The following is a 16,075-nucleotide window of genomic DNA, read 5'->3' on the forward strand; positions in this document are numbered from 1 at the left end:
TGCCGCGAAAACCCACGCACAAAACGGCGCCGGCCGCCTGAAGCGATCCGGCACGATGATGCGGTCTCCGCGTATTCTTGTCTTGGGGCTTTTTGTATTCTTGTGTAGGCGGCTTCTGCGGCCGCCCTATCCCTGACCGGCCTGCCTGCCCTTGAGTGCTTCCTTGCAGAACAATCCGATAAAGGCCATGTCTTCGATGAAGTAGCGCCGGAACATGCGGCGCGGCTCCTGCAGGAAACGGTAGAACCATTCGAGCCCGGATTTCTGCATCCACAGCGGGGCCCGCTTCACCTTGCCGATCGCGACGTCGAAGGTGCCGCCGACGCCCATCGCGAAGGGAATCCGCATATGGGCCTGGTATTTACCGAGGAACTGTTCTTTCTTGGGCGAGCTGATCGCCACGAACAGCAGGTCGGCATTGCTTAGACGGACCTGTTCCGCCACCGCACGCTCTTCCTCCTCGCCCTTCCAGTAGCCGTTGCGGTAGCCCGCCAATACCAGGCGCGGGTACTTGCGGGTATAGGTCTCGGCCACCTTGCTGACGACTTCCTCGCGCGCGCCCAGCAGGAACACGCGCCAGCCCTTCTCGCCGGCGCGCCGCATCAGCGCCTCGAACAGGTCGACGCCGGCAACCCGCTCCTTGAGCGGCTTGCCGAGCAGGCGCGAGGCCCACACCACCGGCATGCCGTCCACGTTCACCAGCGCGCAGTCGTTGATGATCTGCCGCAGTTCCGGGTCGCGGCTGGCCTTGACCAGCTTGTCCACGTTGACCACCACGTGCTGGTGGGGCAGCCCGGACTGAATGAAGCCCTCGACCTTGCCCAGCGTTTCTTCCATCGTCAGGTTGTCGACCTGGCAGCCCATCAGGGTGATGCGGTCGTGGGTGGGTGGCGTGGTGTGTGCGTTCATGCGGCTTCCTTTGCAATGGGGGTGGCATCGCGTGCCGCGAGTTCCCTTGCCAGGACCGCGACGATGCGCTCGGCCGCCCGGCCATCCCACAGGTGCGGCCGGCGGCCCTGCTTGCCCTCGCCGCGCAAGACCTTCCTGGCTTCGCGCACGATGGCTTCGGGATCGGTGCCGGCCAGCACGTTGGTGCCTTCGTCGACCGTCACCGGACGTTCGGTGTTCTCGCGAATCGTGATGCAGGGCACGCCCAGCGCCGTGGTCTCTTCCTGCAGGCCGCCGGAGTCGGTGAGCACCACGGCCGCGTCCTTCCACAGGTTGAGGAAGGCCATGTAGGCCTGCGGACCGGCCAGGGTGATGTTGGGGCCGAGGTCGATGCCGAATTTCTCGATGTTGGCGCGGGTGCGCGGGTGGACCGGGAAGATCAGGGGCAGGTCCCGCGCGATCTCCTTGAGCGCGCCGGCGATGCGGGCGAAGGTGTCCGGCTCGTCGACGTTGCTGGGGCGGTGCAGGGTCACAACGCCGTAGCGCCCGTGCTGCGCCTTGAAGGCGCTGGTCTCGAATCCGGAGGTGTCGGCCTGGGTGAGCTTGTCGGCCTGGTACAGCACGTTGTCGACCATCACGTGACCAACGTAGTGCACGCTCGATTCGGCCTTGCCCTCGCGGCGCAGGTGCTCGCAAGCGGCCGGCTCGGTGGCGAAGAACCAGTCCGAGATGCTGTCGGTGACGAGGCGGTTGATTTCTTCGGGCATGGACATGTCGCCGCTGCGCAGGCCGGCCTCGACGTGGGCCACCGGGATCTGCAGCTTCTTGGCCACGATCGAGCAGGCCAGGGTCGAGTTGACGTCGCCCACCACCAGCACCGCGGCCGGGAATTCCTTCTCGCACAGCTCCTCGAAGGCCACCATGATCTTGGCGGTCTGCTGGGCGTGGCTGCCGCCGCCGGCGGCCATGAACACGTCCGGCTGCGGAATGCCGAGTTCCTCGAAGAAGACGTCGTTCATCTCGCGGTCGTAGTGCTGTCCGGTGTGGATGATCTTGAAGGACAGGCCGCTCCCGGACTGGGACGCCTGCAGCGCACGCACGATCGGTGCGATCTTCATGAAGTTGGGACGGGCACCAGCAACGAGATATATCAGCATCGGATATTTCCTAATGATAAATTTTTGTTAATGCAGGAACGTTATTGTAAACCTGCATTCGACGGGGACGGCGGACGATACCGTCGTGATACGAAGCACTTCGCAGGGGCGCTTCGACTCATAGGTGCGCGAGCACCAGCCGAGCGGCGGGTTCTCGGCGCCGCGCACCAGTTCCAGCTGCAGATCGGCGCCGCTGGCCTGCATCTGCAGCACGAAACGCTTGCCGCGCACCGACAGGCCATGGCTGGTCAGGCGCACGTCGAGCTCGGGCGCGAAATGCCAGAACAGCTCGACCTTGTGCTGCTTGCGCGCCGAGACTTCGTCGCGCACGGTCAGGGTATTGCTGGCGCCGTCGAAGCGCACGCTGCGCATGTGGCGCACCGGGTCCGACAGGCGGGTGTAGCCGTCGTGCGAGCCGCGGAAATCGAAGTCGTTCGGGCTGCTGGGCATGCGCTCGATCCGGGCCTGAGCCTTGCGCAGCCACATGAAGCGCCCGCCGCTGACGGACTGGTCCTGGCCGTCGATGCGCACCGTGTTGTGGCTTGACGTGCCGCGGAAATAATCGCGCCACTTCTGCTCCTGCCAGTAGGAATAGGTGCCGGGGTCGATCAGGCATTCCTCGCCGGCCACCGAGAGCGTCATCGCCAGCGCGTCGGCATGGCCGTGGGCGGCGATGCCGAGGTAGCCGAGCGGACCGCAGTCGAGCATGCCCTTGACTTCCTGGTGCTCGCCGAAATGGTTGCCGAACAGCAGGTAACCGCCGTCAGGGAAGGCCCAACCGCTGTCGACCTCGTGCGGGTCGCAGTCCGGGCGCGGGCCGGGCAGCGCGTGCAGCAGCCAGCGTACGCCCGGGTGGTTGTCCGGATGGGCGCCGAACACGGTGTCGCCCAGCGCCAGCAGCTGGGCGGCGCGGTCCATGCCGGAAGCGTCGAGGCGGAACACGCAGCCGTCGTCGGCATCGCCCACCGCCGGCAGGTTGCCGCCGACATCGCGCACCGAGCGCAGGAAGCGCAGCGCGCGCTGCAGCGACGCCCAGTACGGGCGCGGGAAGGGCTGGCCGCAGGCCTGGCCCATCAGGCCGGCGACGAACAGGAATTCGCTCGAGAAGATGTGGTAGGCGAAGGCCTGCTCGCGGTTGACGCCGTCGCGCGAGAATTGCAGCACGGCTTCAATCTCGAGCTCGCGGCGGGCCTGCTCCAGCCAGTTGGCGGACTCCTTCCAGCACGGCCAGGTGCTGGCGCCGACATACAGGCCGGCCAGCTCGCCGATCAGGTGGTTGTTGGCCGAGGAATGACGCGACAGGTGGCGCGCGATGCTGCGGCAGTGGGCGTGGATGCTGCCCTGCCAGTCTTCGCGCAGCTTCTGCCCGGATTCGCCTTCGAACAGCGGACTGTTCTCGCCGCCCACGAGCTGCCAGACCAGGCTCCAGTTGATCAGGCGGATGCCCAGTTCCAGCGAACTGGTCCAGTTCGGACCGGTGAGCGGCGGGCACTGCTCCAGCCAGCTGCGCAGCTGCTGCTCGAGCGCATGCAGCCAGCGCAGGTCGCGCGTGATTGCCCAGGCCTGAGCCAAGCGCACCAGGTGCAGGTGGCGGTTCAGCTCCCACACGTGCTTGATGTCGCCGACCAGCTCGCGGTTGGTGATCGGGATGTCACCGGCATAGACCGAGGGGCCCACGACGCCGGTGTCGGGATCGCGGTTCCAGGCGGTGGGCACGCCGACGTCGAAGCGGCGCTCGGCGAACAGCACCACGTGGCCGGCGCAGATGCGGTCGGCATCGAGCAGCAGCGCATCGATCTCGGCACGCTCCAGGGTGGGGGCGCCGCTCACGGCCAGCGTGCGCGCGCGCGGCAGCGGTGCGGGCGCCGTGCGGCCGGCCATGCGCCGGCCCATTTTGGTGGCGGCCGCCTGGCGGACACGGTAGCCGACTTCGGCGACCGACATGCAGCGCAGCCGGTTCACCAGCCATCCCAACCTAACTGTTGCGTTCATAGCTCTCCCCTCGCCTTGCGATTTGTCGCGATGCTGCACTCAGCTGCGGCCTTGCCGCAGCTGTTTGTACACCGCTGATAGTTGTCCGATCACGACGCCGGACTCGAATTCCTGTTCGATGGTGGCGCGGGCGCGCGCACCCAGGCGCCTGCGCTCCTCCTCGTCGCCGAGCAGCCGTCCGAGGGCGGCCGCCAGCGCGGCCACGTTGCCGGGCTCGACCATCAAGCCGTTGTCGCCGTCGCGCAGCGCATCCGGAATGCCGCCGACGCCGGTGCTGACTACCGCCTTGCCGGCCGCCATCGCCTCCAGCAAGGCCATCGGCAAGCCCTCGGCATGTGACGGCAGGCAGAAGATGGAAGCACGCGCCAGCTCCTCCTGCTTGCGCTGGGCCGTGACCCAGCCCAGCTCGGTAATACGGTCTGCCACGCCCAGCTCGCGGGCGCGGCGCTTCACCTTGTCCAGTTCGCCCTGGCCGCCGATCGCCAGGTGCGCATGCGGAAAACGCTCGCGCAGCAGCGCCAGCGCCTCGAGCAATTCATGGATGCCCTTGCGCGGCTCGACCTGGCCAAGGAACAGGATGCGGCCCGGCTCGGGTGCTTCTTGCGCCGGCGGCGGCAGCGGCACGGAGTTCGGGATCACGACGACATGCGCGCGCGGCGCGAAGCCCTCCAGGTAGCCGGCCCAGCGGCTGGAAAGCGCGATGACGACCGAGCTTTTCTCGAGCGTGTGGCGGATCCAGCGCTGCATGAGCGGGCCGGAAGTTTCGATGAAACGGTCGAAGCAGGCGCCGTGCAGGTGAAAAACGGTGCTGGCGCCGCTCGCGCGCGACAGGGCCAGCAGCACCGACTTGCGCACGAAGCTGCCGTTCGAGGCCGCGTGCGCATGCACGACTTCGGGACGGCGCGCCAGGCACACCAGGGTGCGCAGCAGGCCCTTGAAGGCGGCGCCGACCTTGGCGGCGCGGCTGCCTTCGGCGTGGGTCGGCACATAGCAGACGCCTTCGCGTTCGAACAAGCCGTTCTGGCGCAGCAGCGAGACCACGGTGGCGACACCGCCACGGCCGCCAGGCTCGGTACCCAGCATGAGCACTTTCGGCGATGCGTGCGTCGCCGCTGGCGCTGCTGGTGCCGATGCCCGGTTCATGCCATTCGCCCTTCCTTCAGGTCCCTGCAAAGATATTTGCAAATTAGAAATTGTTTTGGATAGTACAACGGTATTTACTCCGGGAAGCGCACGATACGATGCCTGCCGGACTGAAGTGTTGCTTTTTCACTTCTAGCCGGGCAGGATTTTTGTGTACGTTTCTGCAACAATCCGACCCAGAATAGCATAGGTCCGGTGGCTTCTTACGTACGCTGGACCACGTTTCGCTAACTCGGCGGCGAGCGCCTTGTCCTGCAACAGACGCTTGACCGCCGCTGCGAAGGGGCCGGCTTCCATCGGCGCGCACAAGCCCGCCCCGCTCTCGTCGATGACCAGTTGCTGGTCCGGGATGTCGTTGGCAACGCTGGGGATGCCCAGCGCCAGGTACTCGACCAGCTTGGTCGGCGAAGAGACGTCGAACAGGGTGCTGCGCGGAATCGGCGACAGCCCGACCTCGGCCCGCACCGCATAGCCGAGCGCGGTGCGCTGGGGCAACCAGCCGGTCAGCAGCACGTGCTCGTCGATGCCGCGGCGCGCGATCTCGGCGCGCATCCAGGCCATTTCGTCGTTCGAGGCGGCGTCGCCGGCCATCACCAGGAGCAGGTCGGGAAACTCGTCCTTGAGCCGCTCGGCCACGTCCAGCAGGAAGTCCGAGCGGCGGGCCTGGGCGATGCGGCCGAGATACAGGATGACGCGGCGGCCATCCAGGCGCGGATCGACGACCGGCTCGACCCGGTCGCGGTCGAACAGGCTTGCGTCGACGCCCATCGGCACGGCGGTCATGCGGGTGCGCTCGAAGCCCTGACTCGCCATCCAGTCGGCCATGGCCTCGCTCTGCACGAAGATGTGGCGCGCCCCCGGCAGCACCAGGCGGTAGATGACGAAGCGCGAGGCCCAGGCGCGCAGGGCATGGCCGCACCACAGCAGCCCCTTGCCGCGGCGGCCGATCTCGTCGCGCCGCACCTCGAAGCCTTCGACGATCGGGAAGGACATCCAGTAAACAAAGGGCACGCGCAGCACGGCGGCGGCGATCCGCCCGAGCAGGCCGGAGGCGATCTTGTCGCGCACCTGTATACAGTCGGGCCGCCCGCGCCGCCAGGCGTGCAACAGGCCGCGCAGGTCCCACAGGGGTGACAGGACGGCGGCAAAGCGCGACTTCACGCTGCCCACCGTGTGCATGCCGCCCGCCGGCCACGTGCTACCTTCCTCGCTGCCGGCCTGCCCGACCAGTTGGGTAGTCACCCCATAGCGCGGCATCTCGGCGCCGAACAGGGTGGCCAGGTCGGCACGCAGCGGCGGCAGGGGATCACGGACGATGAAGGCGATGGACAGGGGCTTGCGCATACGTTTCTCAGGATGAGCGAGGCCAGCCGATTCTAGCGCAAGCTCTTGCGAGCACGGGTCGGGTGCCGCACGCATATGTGCGCTACAGCACACAGGCGCGCAAAAAGGCGGCTTCGCGCCCCTAGCGCATCGATGTGCGCAGCGCCGACGCCTCGAAATAGATCTGGCGGATCACCGGATGCGCGCCGGCGACCGCGGTCTCGATCCGGGCGATCGCCTGCTCCACTTCGTCGATGCGCATGCCGCGCCGGAATTGCACCGACGCCGCCAGCAGCACTTCCTCGGGGCCCATCTGCATGGTGCGCAGGCTGCTCACGCTGTCCAGCGCCGGCTCGCGGCGGAACAGCGCATACAGCGCCGCCAGCTGGTCGCGGTCGATGCTTTCGCCGACCAGCAGGGCGCCGGTTTCGCGCGCCAGCATGATGGCCGCGCCGATCAGGAGGACGCCGATCAGGATCGAGGCGACCGGGTCGGCGTACGGATTGTCGAAATAATGCCCCAGCGCGATGCCGAGCGCGGCAATCGCCAGCCCCAGCAGCGCGGCCGAATCCTCGATGAAGACCGTGAAGACCGAGGCATCCTTGCTCGCGCGGACCGCCTGCCATAGCGTGGTGCCGGGCTTGCGCACGGCATTCAGGGCCTTGCGCGACACGTTCCAGCTATAGCCTTCGAACAGCGCGGCGACGCCCAGCACGACATAGTTCCACAGCGGGTCTTCCAGCGGCGGCGGGTTTTCCAGCGCATCGAGCCCGTGGTAGATCGACAACCCGCCGCCCAGCGAAAACACCGACAGGGCCACGATCAGCGCCCAGAAATACAGCGACTTGCCATAGCCGAAGGGATGCTTGCGGTCGGCCGGGCGGCTGCTGCGCCGCTCGCCCAGCAGCAGCAGGAATTCGTTGCCGGTGTCCACGGCCGAGTGGATGCCTTCGGCCACCATGGCGGCGCTGCCGGTGACGCCGGCGACGATGAACTTGGCGGTCGCGATCCCGAGGTTGGCGACGATCGCGGCATAGATGACCTTCTGGGATCCGCGCCGCGGCGTCTCGCCTGCGCGGCCGGACTCCTCAGGCGGCGGCACGGCTTTCCTTCCACTGCAGCAGTTGCGGCAGCAGGGCGGCGCTGGTCTGGCTGTCCAGCTTGCGGCAGAAATGCGCGTTCGAGGCGCGGATGCGCTCGAAGTCGCCGGCGTCCAGCACCTTGGGATTGCGCGCGCCCTGCTCCGGCCACTGCACGTAGCGGTAGTTATCCGACAGCACCCGGTCCGCAAAGCGCGAGCCCATCACCAGGGTCTGGAACAGCATCTCGTCGGGGCATTGCACGGTGCGCAGGAAGCGCATCAGGCGCGGATGGGCGTCGGCCAGGCGCAGCACCTCGGCCACGCAGCCGCGCGACAAGGCCCACCAGGACGATCCCCCGTGCGGCGCGAAGCCGTCCGGCATGCTGCGCCGGCGCCCGGTGGCGCGCAGGACGCGGTTGGCCAGGCCGCAGGCCAGGCGCTCCAGCCGCCCCCCTCCTTCGCGGTAGTAGAACTGGTAGCGGAACGCCACGTTCCAGCCGCCCGGGCGGATCGGCGCCGTCTCCAGCAGCTCATGGTCGCGCAAGCGAAGGAGCTCGCGCTTGAGCAGGGCATTGGGCAGCAGCGGGAAGTCCTGGGCCGAAAGGAAGACGACCTTGTCGAAGTCGGGCTGCTCGCGCAGGATCTGGCGCAGCGACACCAGGGTCGCCTGCACCTGCGAGAAGCCGCCCCAGCGCACGTCGATGCGCGGCGATACCAAGCGGGCCGCGCGATGCAGCGCGCCCGGGTCGAGCGCGCTCTTTCGGTCGAGGTGGACGTAGACCGTGAAGTCGGGGTCGGACAAGGCCTCGACCAGCGCATTGAGCTGGTCGATGTCCTTGTGCGCACAGATCAGGAACACCTGCTTCATTGCCGACTCCGCAATTAAAAAAGCTCCTCGCGGCGCATGCCGCGAGGAGCCCGAGTCTAGCAGCTGCGTGAAGCGGACAGCGCTCGTTAGTTGATGGTCACCGACTGCCCGCCCACGGTGACGGTACGCACCGAACCCGAGGTCGAGATGTTCACGGCCGGCTTCTTGCAGCCGACGTCGAGCAGCACCAGGTACTCGGCGGTGGCGTTGGCATCGGCCTTCAGGTAGAAGGCGCCGTGGTCTTCCACCACATTGGTCTTGGCGCCCGGGCCGATCCACTTGGCGAAATTGGCGTTGCCGTTCAGCGAACGCAGGCACAGCGACTGGTTGCCGGCCACCACCTTGACGTTCTGGCCGTTCTCGACCGTCATGATCACCGGCGTGTGGATGTTCCACTCGTAGGTGCGCGCCACGGTGCTGGACAGGCGGTCGCGCACCAGGATGGCGTTGCCGGCGTTGCGCAGGTGCCAGACCTGGCGCTTGGCCATGGTCAGCTGGCCGCCATACGACGGGGTGGCGTCGCCTTCGGCATAGTCGTAGCTCGGCTGGGCGGTGAAGGCGGTGATCCGGCCGTTGCGCTGCAGCTGCTCGCGGTAGCCGGTCACCATCTGGCCCTTGCCGCCGTCGAAGGTGATCGCGTTCTGCGAGCGGGTCTGGTGGTACCAGTCGGTCCAGTACGGCGAGCCGTACCAGTCGTACCAGCCGGCCTTGACCAGCATCGGCTGGCCGGCGATCGACAGCAGCAGGCCGTTCTGGTCGCCGTGGCTGTGGTTGAACGAGCCGTAGGGGCTGGACTTGAAGAAGGTCGAGATGCGCGAGTTCGAACCGAGGTCGCTGTGCATGGCGACCCAGCCGATGCTCGGGTAATAGGCCGAATTCTGCGGCGCTTCCAGGTAGGTGGTGTAGCTCACCGGCAGCGGGTATTCGGCCTGCAGCAGCGACATCGCGTCTTCCATGCCGGTGGTGTTCTTCACGTACCAGGCGGCGCGCGGCGACCACATGCGGGTGGCGAAGGCGCGGAACACGCGCGGGTCCGGCTTGGTCTCGGAGGCGTCGCCGAAGGCGTGGGTGCGCGCGCCCGGCGGGGTGAATTCCATCGCGAAGTCGAGGAAGCCGAGGGTCCAGGGCTTGCCGAAGAAGTTCACGCCGCTGGCGTGGGTGAGCGGATCCCACAGGGCCAGCAGGTAGCCGGCCGCGTACTCGGCATAGGCGGTGCCGTTGGCGTAGCCGCCTTCCGGGCCGCTCCACGGGTTCGGGCTCAGGGCATAGGCGCGGAAGGAGAAGTCGAACCACTTCTCGGCGTCCGGGATGTCGCCCAGGGTCAGGGTCGAGATCAGGACCAGGAACACCAGGCTGGTGTTGCCGTGCGAGTCGAACGGGTACTGGTCGAGGCGGCCGTTGTCGCCCGCCAGGTTGTTGTAGATCTCGGTGGTGCGGATCTTGATCGAACCGAGCCAGCGCGCCTTGCGGGTGCCGTCCAGCGCGCCGCCCAGCAGGTCGATGGTCTTGGCCAGGCCCCAGGCGATCTGGCGGGTGGCCTGGTCCTGGTTGGCGTAGCTGGTCGGACCCGACGGATTGAGCGCGGCCAGTTCATCGCCGCGGCGCAGGGCTTCGGTCAGGTAGACGGTCTCGCCTTTCAGCTTGTACATCAGCGCCGCCGCTTCCATCTGGCGGGTCGCTTCGTTGATGCGCTGGCGCACGTCGGTCTGCTGCGAGGCCATGGCGGCGGTCAGCGGCGAGCTGATGACGATGTTCCAGCGCGAGTCGGTCAGGCTGGGCACGGCGCTGACTTGCGCCTTGACTTCGTTACCCAGGCGGCTCAGGTAGGGTTCGAGCGTGGTGCGCTTGGCATAGTTCCAGGTCGAGAACGGGGTCACCGAGTTCGGCAGCGAACGCGGACGCGCTTTCGACAGGATGCGGCTGCGCAGGGTGGCGTTGTCCGGCACTTCGAACTTGGTCGACTTGCTGGTGATCGAGAAGTTGCGCGGGGTCGACCATTCGTTGCTGCCCACGGGGCGCACGCGCCAGGTGTAGTTGCCGAGGGCGAGCGCCTTGGTCGGCAGGTACCAGTTGCGGTCGACCACGGCGCGGGTCGGAGTGCCGCCCACCGGCGTGACCTCGACCTCGTAGCTGGCCGGACCGGTCGCGTGGCGGGCCCAGGTGAAGCCAGGAGGATTCTGCGCCTGCACCGAGTTCATTTCTGGCTTGGCCTGCACGACCAGGGGATCGGTCGACTGGACCCAGTCGGCACGCGCGGAAACGCTCGCGAACAGCGAGGCGACGGCGGCCATCAGGACCAGGCTCTTCCGTTGAAATTGCATGTGGGTACTCCGAAAAAAATCTTGAAATCCGTGCGCCAGGCCGGGCTTGCCGGCAGGGCTTGAGAACGCTTGATGCTCTGAAGAAACGACTTACTTGGCAGCAGTTATGCTACCCCAAAGTAAGTTGAGCACAGGCAAATTCCCCAAAGAAATCACAGATTTTTTGATTGCTTTGCAGAAATCCCACGACAGAATTTCAACTTTTACCGAACAATATTTGCAGGCTTTTAATGGTCGTAAACCGCCTGAAAAGACAAAACGGCAAAGCTGTCAGAAAGCTACGCTTTCATTGCGCCGGCACCGCGCGCGCCTCGGCTTGCAGTTCGCGCACCCGTTTCAGGTAGCGCAGGCAGTAAATACCGAAGGCCAGCGGCGCCTTGTCCATGTGGCGCCGGCGCACGTTGAATTCCTCCTGGCGCGCCTTCAGGCGGTTGGCCGAGGACACGCTGCCCGCATGGTCGCGGAACACGGTCAGGGGCTGGTCGATCATGGCCGGCCGCGACTCGGCGCCCAGGCGCAGCCACAGGTCGATGTCCATCGCGTACTTGAGCTTCTCGTCGAAGGCGCCGACGCGCTCGAAGGCCGACTTGCGGATGAACACGGCCGGGTGCGGGATCGAGCTGCGCCCGGCCACGAAGGAACGGTAGGAAAAGGCCGGCATCGCATAGGGCGGCACCATCTTGCCATCCTTGAGCACCTGGATGTTCCCGTACACCCAATCCACCGGCCGGCCTGCCGCCTGGGCCTCGTCGAAGGCGCGCTTGACGGTGGCCAGCACGTCGGGGCCGTTGTAATAATCGTCCGAATGCAAATGGGCGATGTACTCGCCCTGCGCCGCTTCGATGCCCTGGTTCATGGCGCGGCTGATGCCGCCGCCGACGTCGCGCAGCACCCGCTTGTTGCCCGGATAGGCCGCGATCATGTCGAGGGTGCCGTCGGTGGAGCCGCCGTCCACGAAAATGTGCTCGTAGTTCTGGCAGGTCTGGGCCTGGACCGAGGCCAGGGTGTCGGCCAGGGTTGCAGCACTGTTCCAGGTGCAGGTAACAATGGAAAAAGTCGGCTTGGCGGCGACAGGGGTCGAAGCATTATTGTGCATAGAAGTCCACGATCTTGGGAAGGGCCTGGAAAACGTCCATCCCGGCGATTGCCGGCAATGGACGCGCCTGGGCCGGCTGCGCCAGTTCGTCGACCAGGAGCCCCACCAGCTCCTCCATCGACGTGGCCAGGCGCAACTGGCCGGAATAGGATTCGTAGACGGCAAGCTCGGGATTGCCGCCGCGCGCCAGCGCCAGGCAGGGTCGGCCCAGAGCCAGCGCTTCGAGTATGGTGGTGCCGCAGGGTTCTTCCCACACCGAGGGCACCACGCAGGCATGGCTGGTGGCAGTCAGGGCCACCACGTCCTGGTTCGGCTGCCAGCCGAGGAAGCGTATCTGTTCGCTCGCATACTCGGCTTCCAGGCGCGCGCGCAGCGGGCCGTCGCCGACCACCAGCAGCTGCGCCCCGGCGGGCAGCCGTCCGCGCGCCGCGGCCAGGAATTCGGCGAAGCCCTTGCCGGTATCGATGCGCCCGGCCATCAGCACCTGCCCCGGCCTTGGCGCGCCGCTGCTGGCGGCCAGGCGCGCCAGCTTGCGGTAGTTGATGAAGTTGTGGATCACGCGCGAGCGCGACAGGTCGGCATGCGGCAGCGTGCGCAGGAACTGGCGGCGCAGGAAATCCGACACGAAGATGGTTTTATGCTGCGCGAACGTGCGTTCGGTCTCGCCGCGGTAGCGCGCCACCGCGTGGCCCGAGAGCATGCTGCGCAGCGGCCCCGGCGCCGCATGGGCGCAGCCGGCGCAGGCCCGCGGCGAGGTTTCAAGGCACACCGCGTCGTTCCTGAAGCGCAGGTGGGTCACGCATTCGCTGCCCTGGTCGTGGCGGGTCTGGACGAAATTCAGGCCGGAATCGACGTACAACCCGGTCATCGGCAGGTGGCCGTGGTAGTGCACCACGTCGTAGTTGCCGATCCTGCGGGCATGCTCGGACAGCGCGCGCGCCACCCTGGCGGCGAACCAGGGCCGCTTGGCGGGATTGAAGAAGCCGAGCTGGGCTTCCTTCCAGCCGACCCGGCGGAAGTCGAAACCGGGAATGAACCGGCCCTGGAAGCCGATCTCCTCGGCGCTCCTGGGGTGGGCCCGGTCGGAGCGGCCCATGATGTCCACGTGGTGGCCTTCTTCGAGCAGGGCATTCGACAGCGTGACGACATGCTTGGCCAGGCCGCCGAGCTGGGCACCCGGCAAATCTTCCGAGACCATCAGTATCCGCAAATCTAGGCTCCTTTCGCCTGCCAGCGCGACCAGCCCGACTTCAGGCGCGACCACGCCATCATCCGGTCGTCGCGCTCGACGACGAACAGCGCACCGTGTACGCCCAGCAGCAGCACGGTCACGCCGAGAATGAACACGAAATCCCAGGCCCCGCGGTCGAACAACTGCTCGGCCGCGGTAGCGGCGACCGCCACCAGGGCGACGCCGAACAGGCCCGGCGCATAGCCCTGGCCCAGCAGGCGCCCGAGGGTGGTCGGCACCGTGCGGCCATGGACATAGACCAGGAAGATGCTGGTGAACACTACCGACGCCACCAGGTGGCCCCAGGCGGCGCCGTCGATGCCCCACCCTGCCACGCCGGTGTAGACGATGGCCAGGCCGGCCAGCGCGCGGGTGACCGCGAACAGGCCGGACACGCGCGGGTGGCCCATGCCGTCGTTGACCAACGACGGCAGGCTGGTGAGCGAATCGACGAACTGCGACAGCGCCATCACGGCCAGCACCAGCGCACCGGCACGGGCAAAGTCCTCGTTCATCCAGTAGCCGAGGATCTGGTGCGCGAACACGGCCACCAGCACCAGGATCGCGGCGTTCAGGAAGACCACGTAGCGGGTCGCCTTCAGGTAGACGCGGTCCAAGCGCGCATATTCGCCGCTGGCCGCCAGCGCGCTGGCCGCCGGGAAGAACACGCCGGACAGGCGGAAGGTCAGGCTCAGCACGCGATTGGCGAGCGTGGCCGCCACCGTGAAATAGGCCAGCCCGGTGACGCCCACCAGGGCGCCGATGATCAGCTTGTCGGCATGCGCATACGACAGCGTGGCGAAGCGAGACAGGAAGGAATAGGCCGAGAAGCCCAGCAGCGCATTGCGGAATTGCGCTCCCGGCCAGCGCCAGCGCAGGCCGGGCAGCAGGCGCCGGATCGCGCCCCACAGGATCGCGCAATGCAGGGTACTGGCGGCGACGCGCAGCAGGATGACCTCGAACAGGCCGTAGCCGAGCAGCAGCACGCCGACGGTGGCCAGGGGCACCAGGGTGCCGAATACCATTTCCAGGCGCGCCGAGATGTCGTAGCGCATCAGCGATTGCGGCACGCTGTTCAGGTAGCTCTGCAGCTGCCCGGCCAGGAAGCCCAGCGCCGCCAACTGCAGCGTGGCGACTGCTTCGGGAACGAGGCGCTGCGGCACCGCGAACACGCTTTCCACCAGCCAGCCGGCGCTGAAGAACAGGCCGAGCGCGCCCAGCAGGCCGATGCCGGTGTAGGTGGCCAGGCCGAAGGAGACGGTCTCGAAGATGCGCTCGTCGTCCTTGCGCGCATTGTGCTCGGCGATGTACTTGACCGAACCGGCGGTGACGTTGATGTCGATGACCGCGAAATAGCCGACGATGGCCGTGACCAGCGAATACAGGCCGTAGCCGGCGTCGCCCAGTCCCTTGACGACCAGCGGTACGGTGCCGAGCATGACCAGCGCGGGGATGGCCGCGCCGAGCAGGTTCGACCAGGCGTTACGGGCGAGGCGCAGGTTCATCAGGCGGGCACCAGGTGGGGACGCGGCGGCGTGAAGGGTTTCATTGCGGGCCTGGCCACCGGCGCCGCCTTGGCCACCGCCATCGCCAGGTAAGGCAGGGCAATGCAGACGGCCAGCATCTGGCTGGTGCGCACCTGCGGGAACGGCGTGCCGATCAGGAAATCGGGAATCATGAAGGCGAGCCCCGCCACCCCGGCGGTGGCCAGGCCGAGCAGTTCCGGCGGCAGTTGCTTGAGTGCGCGGCGCGCGAACAGCACGAAGGTGATCAGGGTGCCGAACAGCAGCACGGTGCCGATCAGGCCGCTCTTGAGCGCGATGTGCAGCACCCCGCTATGCAGGAACAGGCCGCCGTCCGGGTTCTGCTGCCACGAGATGTACTGGTAGCCGGTGTACCTGCCCCAGGTGCCGATGCCGGTGATCGGGTTGGCCAGGAAGTCGCCCAGCGCGAACTTCAGTTCCAGCACCCGCTCGCTCTCGGGACCGAAGCGCTTGGACTGCATGTCGTAGACCAGGCTGGACAGGCCGGTGCCCGCCCCCTTGGTCTGCGACAGGCGCTGCACCGCGACGTAGGTGAGCGCGGCCCCGACCACCGGCAGTCCGGCCGTCATCAGCTGCATGCGGCGCTTGAGCGGGAAGCGCATCATGATCACCAGGAAGGCCAGCATGAAGCCGATCCAGGCGCTGCGGCGGTAGGACAGCAGGATGCACAGCGCGGTGGAAATCAATGTCATCCACTCGATGCTGCGCCAGAACTTCGGGCGGTCCGTCTTGACGGTCTGGAACAGGTGGACGGCGGCGATCGCGAACGCGATGGTGCACACCAGGCTGTCGTTGATGTCGAAGAAGGTCAGGCGGATCTTGATCGCGTTCAGGTTGGCGTACACGTTGTTCGGGTCGCCCCCGAAGGCGGCCCAGCGCACCAGGCCGAACAGTGAGCGGCACAGGCCCACGATCAGGATGAAATGGGTCAGCTCGATCAGGTGCTCGCGGGTGCGGAAGGACAGCAGCATCAGCGAGATCAGCGGCGCCATCCAGACGATGTTCGAGAAGCCCTGCGGGGTCAGCGCCTCGGCCACCGTGACGCCGTTCATCAGGCCCACGGCGAGGTGGCCGAGCAGCAGCACGAACCAGGCCCAGAACCAGGGCCGCAGGTTGCAGGCCGGGGTCGGGTAGCGCTGGAAGGTGGCGGCCACCCGCGCGCAGGCCCAGGCGCCCAGCACGTACCACAGCACCAGGCCGAACAGCAGCAGGCCGGAGCCGCGGCTGTAGATGCTGCGGGTGGCGAAGATCGCCATGTTCCCGTAGCTGGTGGAGTTCATGCAGAAGTAGACCGCCAGGTAGGGGTAGACCAGGAAGCGCGGCCATGCGATGCCGATGCCGATCCCCGCGACGGCTGCGATCGACAGGCCGATGATGAAGGCCCACGGCAGCGAGTAATAAATGTATGGGAGGATCGTGTTCATCGGCGCT

At 67.0% G+C, this 16,075-nt stretch carries 12 protein-coding genes; all 12 read right to left on the reverse strand.

The window, feature by feature from the left end:
• Positions 1-126 precede the first annotated feature (126 nt).
• Entirely contained in the window at positions 127-909 is a 783-nt protein-coding gene (locus tag ACK6C6_RS15685) for a WecB/TagA/CpsF family glycosyltransferase (protein ID WP_409268071.1), read from the reverse strand.
• Positions 906-2,045, reverse strand: coding sequence for a non-hydrolyzing UDP-N-acetylglucosamine 2-epimerase (gene wecB / locus ACK6C6_RS15690; RefSeq protein WP_209588261.1), 1,140 nt, complete (start codon positions 2,043-2,045; stop codon positions 906-908). The genes ACK6C6_RS15685 and wecB overlap by 4 nt, the downstream gene beginning before the upstream one ends.
• 27 nt (positions 2,046-2,072) lie before the next feature.
• On the reverse strand, positions 2,073-4,037 hold the full coding sequence (locus ACK6C6_RS15695; RefSeq protein WP_409268072.1) for an alginate lyase family protein: 1,965 nt from the start codon (positions 4,035-4,037) through the stop codon (positions 2,073-2,075).
• Between the two features lie 39 nt (positions 4,038-4,076).
• Positions 4,077-5,180: a glycosyltransferase gene (locus tag ACK6C6_RS15700; protein ID WP_409268073.1), complete on the reverse strand. Its 1,104-nt coding sequence runs from the start codon at positions 5,178-5,180 to the stop codon at positions 4,077-4,079.
• A 132-nt stretch (positions 5,181-5,312) separates the two neighbouring features.
• A complete protein-coding gene (locus tag ACK6C6_RS15705; protein WP_409268074.1) occupies positions 5,313-6,524 on the reverse strand; it encodes a glycosyltransferase in 1,212 nt (403 codons plus the stop codon).
• Positions 6,525-6,645: 121 nt separating this feature from the next.
• A complete protein-coding gene (locus ACK6C6_RS15710) occupies positions 6,646-7,605 on the reverse strand; it encodes a cation diffusion facilitator family transporter (RefSeq protein ID WP_409268075.1) in 960 nt (319 codons plus the stop codon).
• A complete protein-coding gene (locus ACK6C6_RS15715; RefSeq protein WP_409268077.1) occupies positions 7,592-8,452 on the reverse strand; it encodes a beta-1,6-N-acetylglucosaminyltransferase in 861 nt (286 codons plus the stop codon). Before ACK6C6_RS15715 ends, ACK6C6_RS15710 begins: the two co-directional genes overlap by 14 nt.
• Positions 8,453-8,538: 86 nt before the next feature.
• A complete protein-coding gene (locus tag ACK6C6_RS15720; protein WP_409268079.1) occupies positions 8,539-10,773 on the reverse strand; it encodes a DUF4962 domain-containing protein in 2,235 nt (744 codons plus the stop codon).
• 286 nt (positions 10,774-11,059) lie between these two features.
• Positions 11,060-11,869, reverse strand: a complete 810-nt coding sequence (locus ACK6C6_RS15725; RefSeq protein ID WP_409268080.1) for a glycosyltransferase family 2 protein — start codon at positions 11,867-11,869, stop codon at positions 11,060-11,062.
• Positions 11,859-13,067 (reverse strand): glycosyltransferase family 4 protein, encoded by a 1,209-nt coding sequence (locus ACK6C6_RS15730; RefSeq protein WP_409268081.1) that lies wholly within the window; start codon positions 13,065-13,067, stop codon positions 11,859-11,861. The genes ACK6C6_RS15725 and ACK6C6_RS15730 overlap by 11 nt, the downstream gene beginning before the upstream one ends.
• A 14-nt stretch (positions 13,068-13,081) precedes the next feature.
• Complete coding sequence (locus tag ACK6C6_RS15735) at positions 13,082-14,605, reverse strand: oligosaccharide flippase family protein (RefSeq protein ID WP_409268082.1); 1,524 nt, start codon at positions 14,603-14,605, stop codon at positions 13,082-13,084.
• A complete protein-coding gene (locus ACK6C6_RS15740) occupies positions 14,605-16,068 on the reverse strand; it encodes an O-antigen ligase family protein (protein ID WP_409268083.1) in 1,464 nt (487 codons plus the stop codon). Before ACK6C6_RS15740 ends, ACK6C6_RS15735 begins: the two co-directional genes overlap by 1 nt.
• Positions 16,069-16,075 lie beyond the last annotated feature (7 nt).

The organism is Massilia sp. BHUDP2 (assembly GCF_046236355.1).
GTDB classification, from domain to species: domain Bacteria; phylum Pseudomonadota; class Gammaproteobacteria; order Burkholderiales; family Burkholderiaceae_D; genus Telluria; species Telluria varians.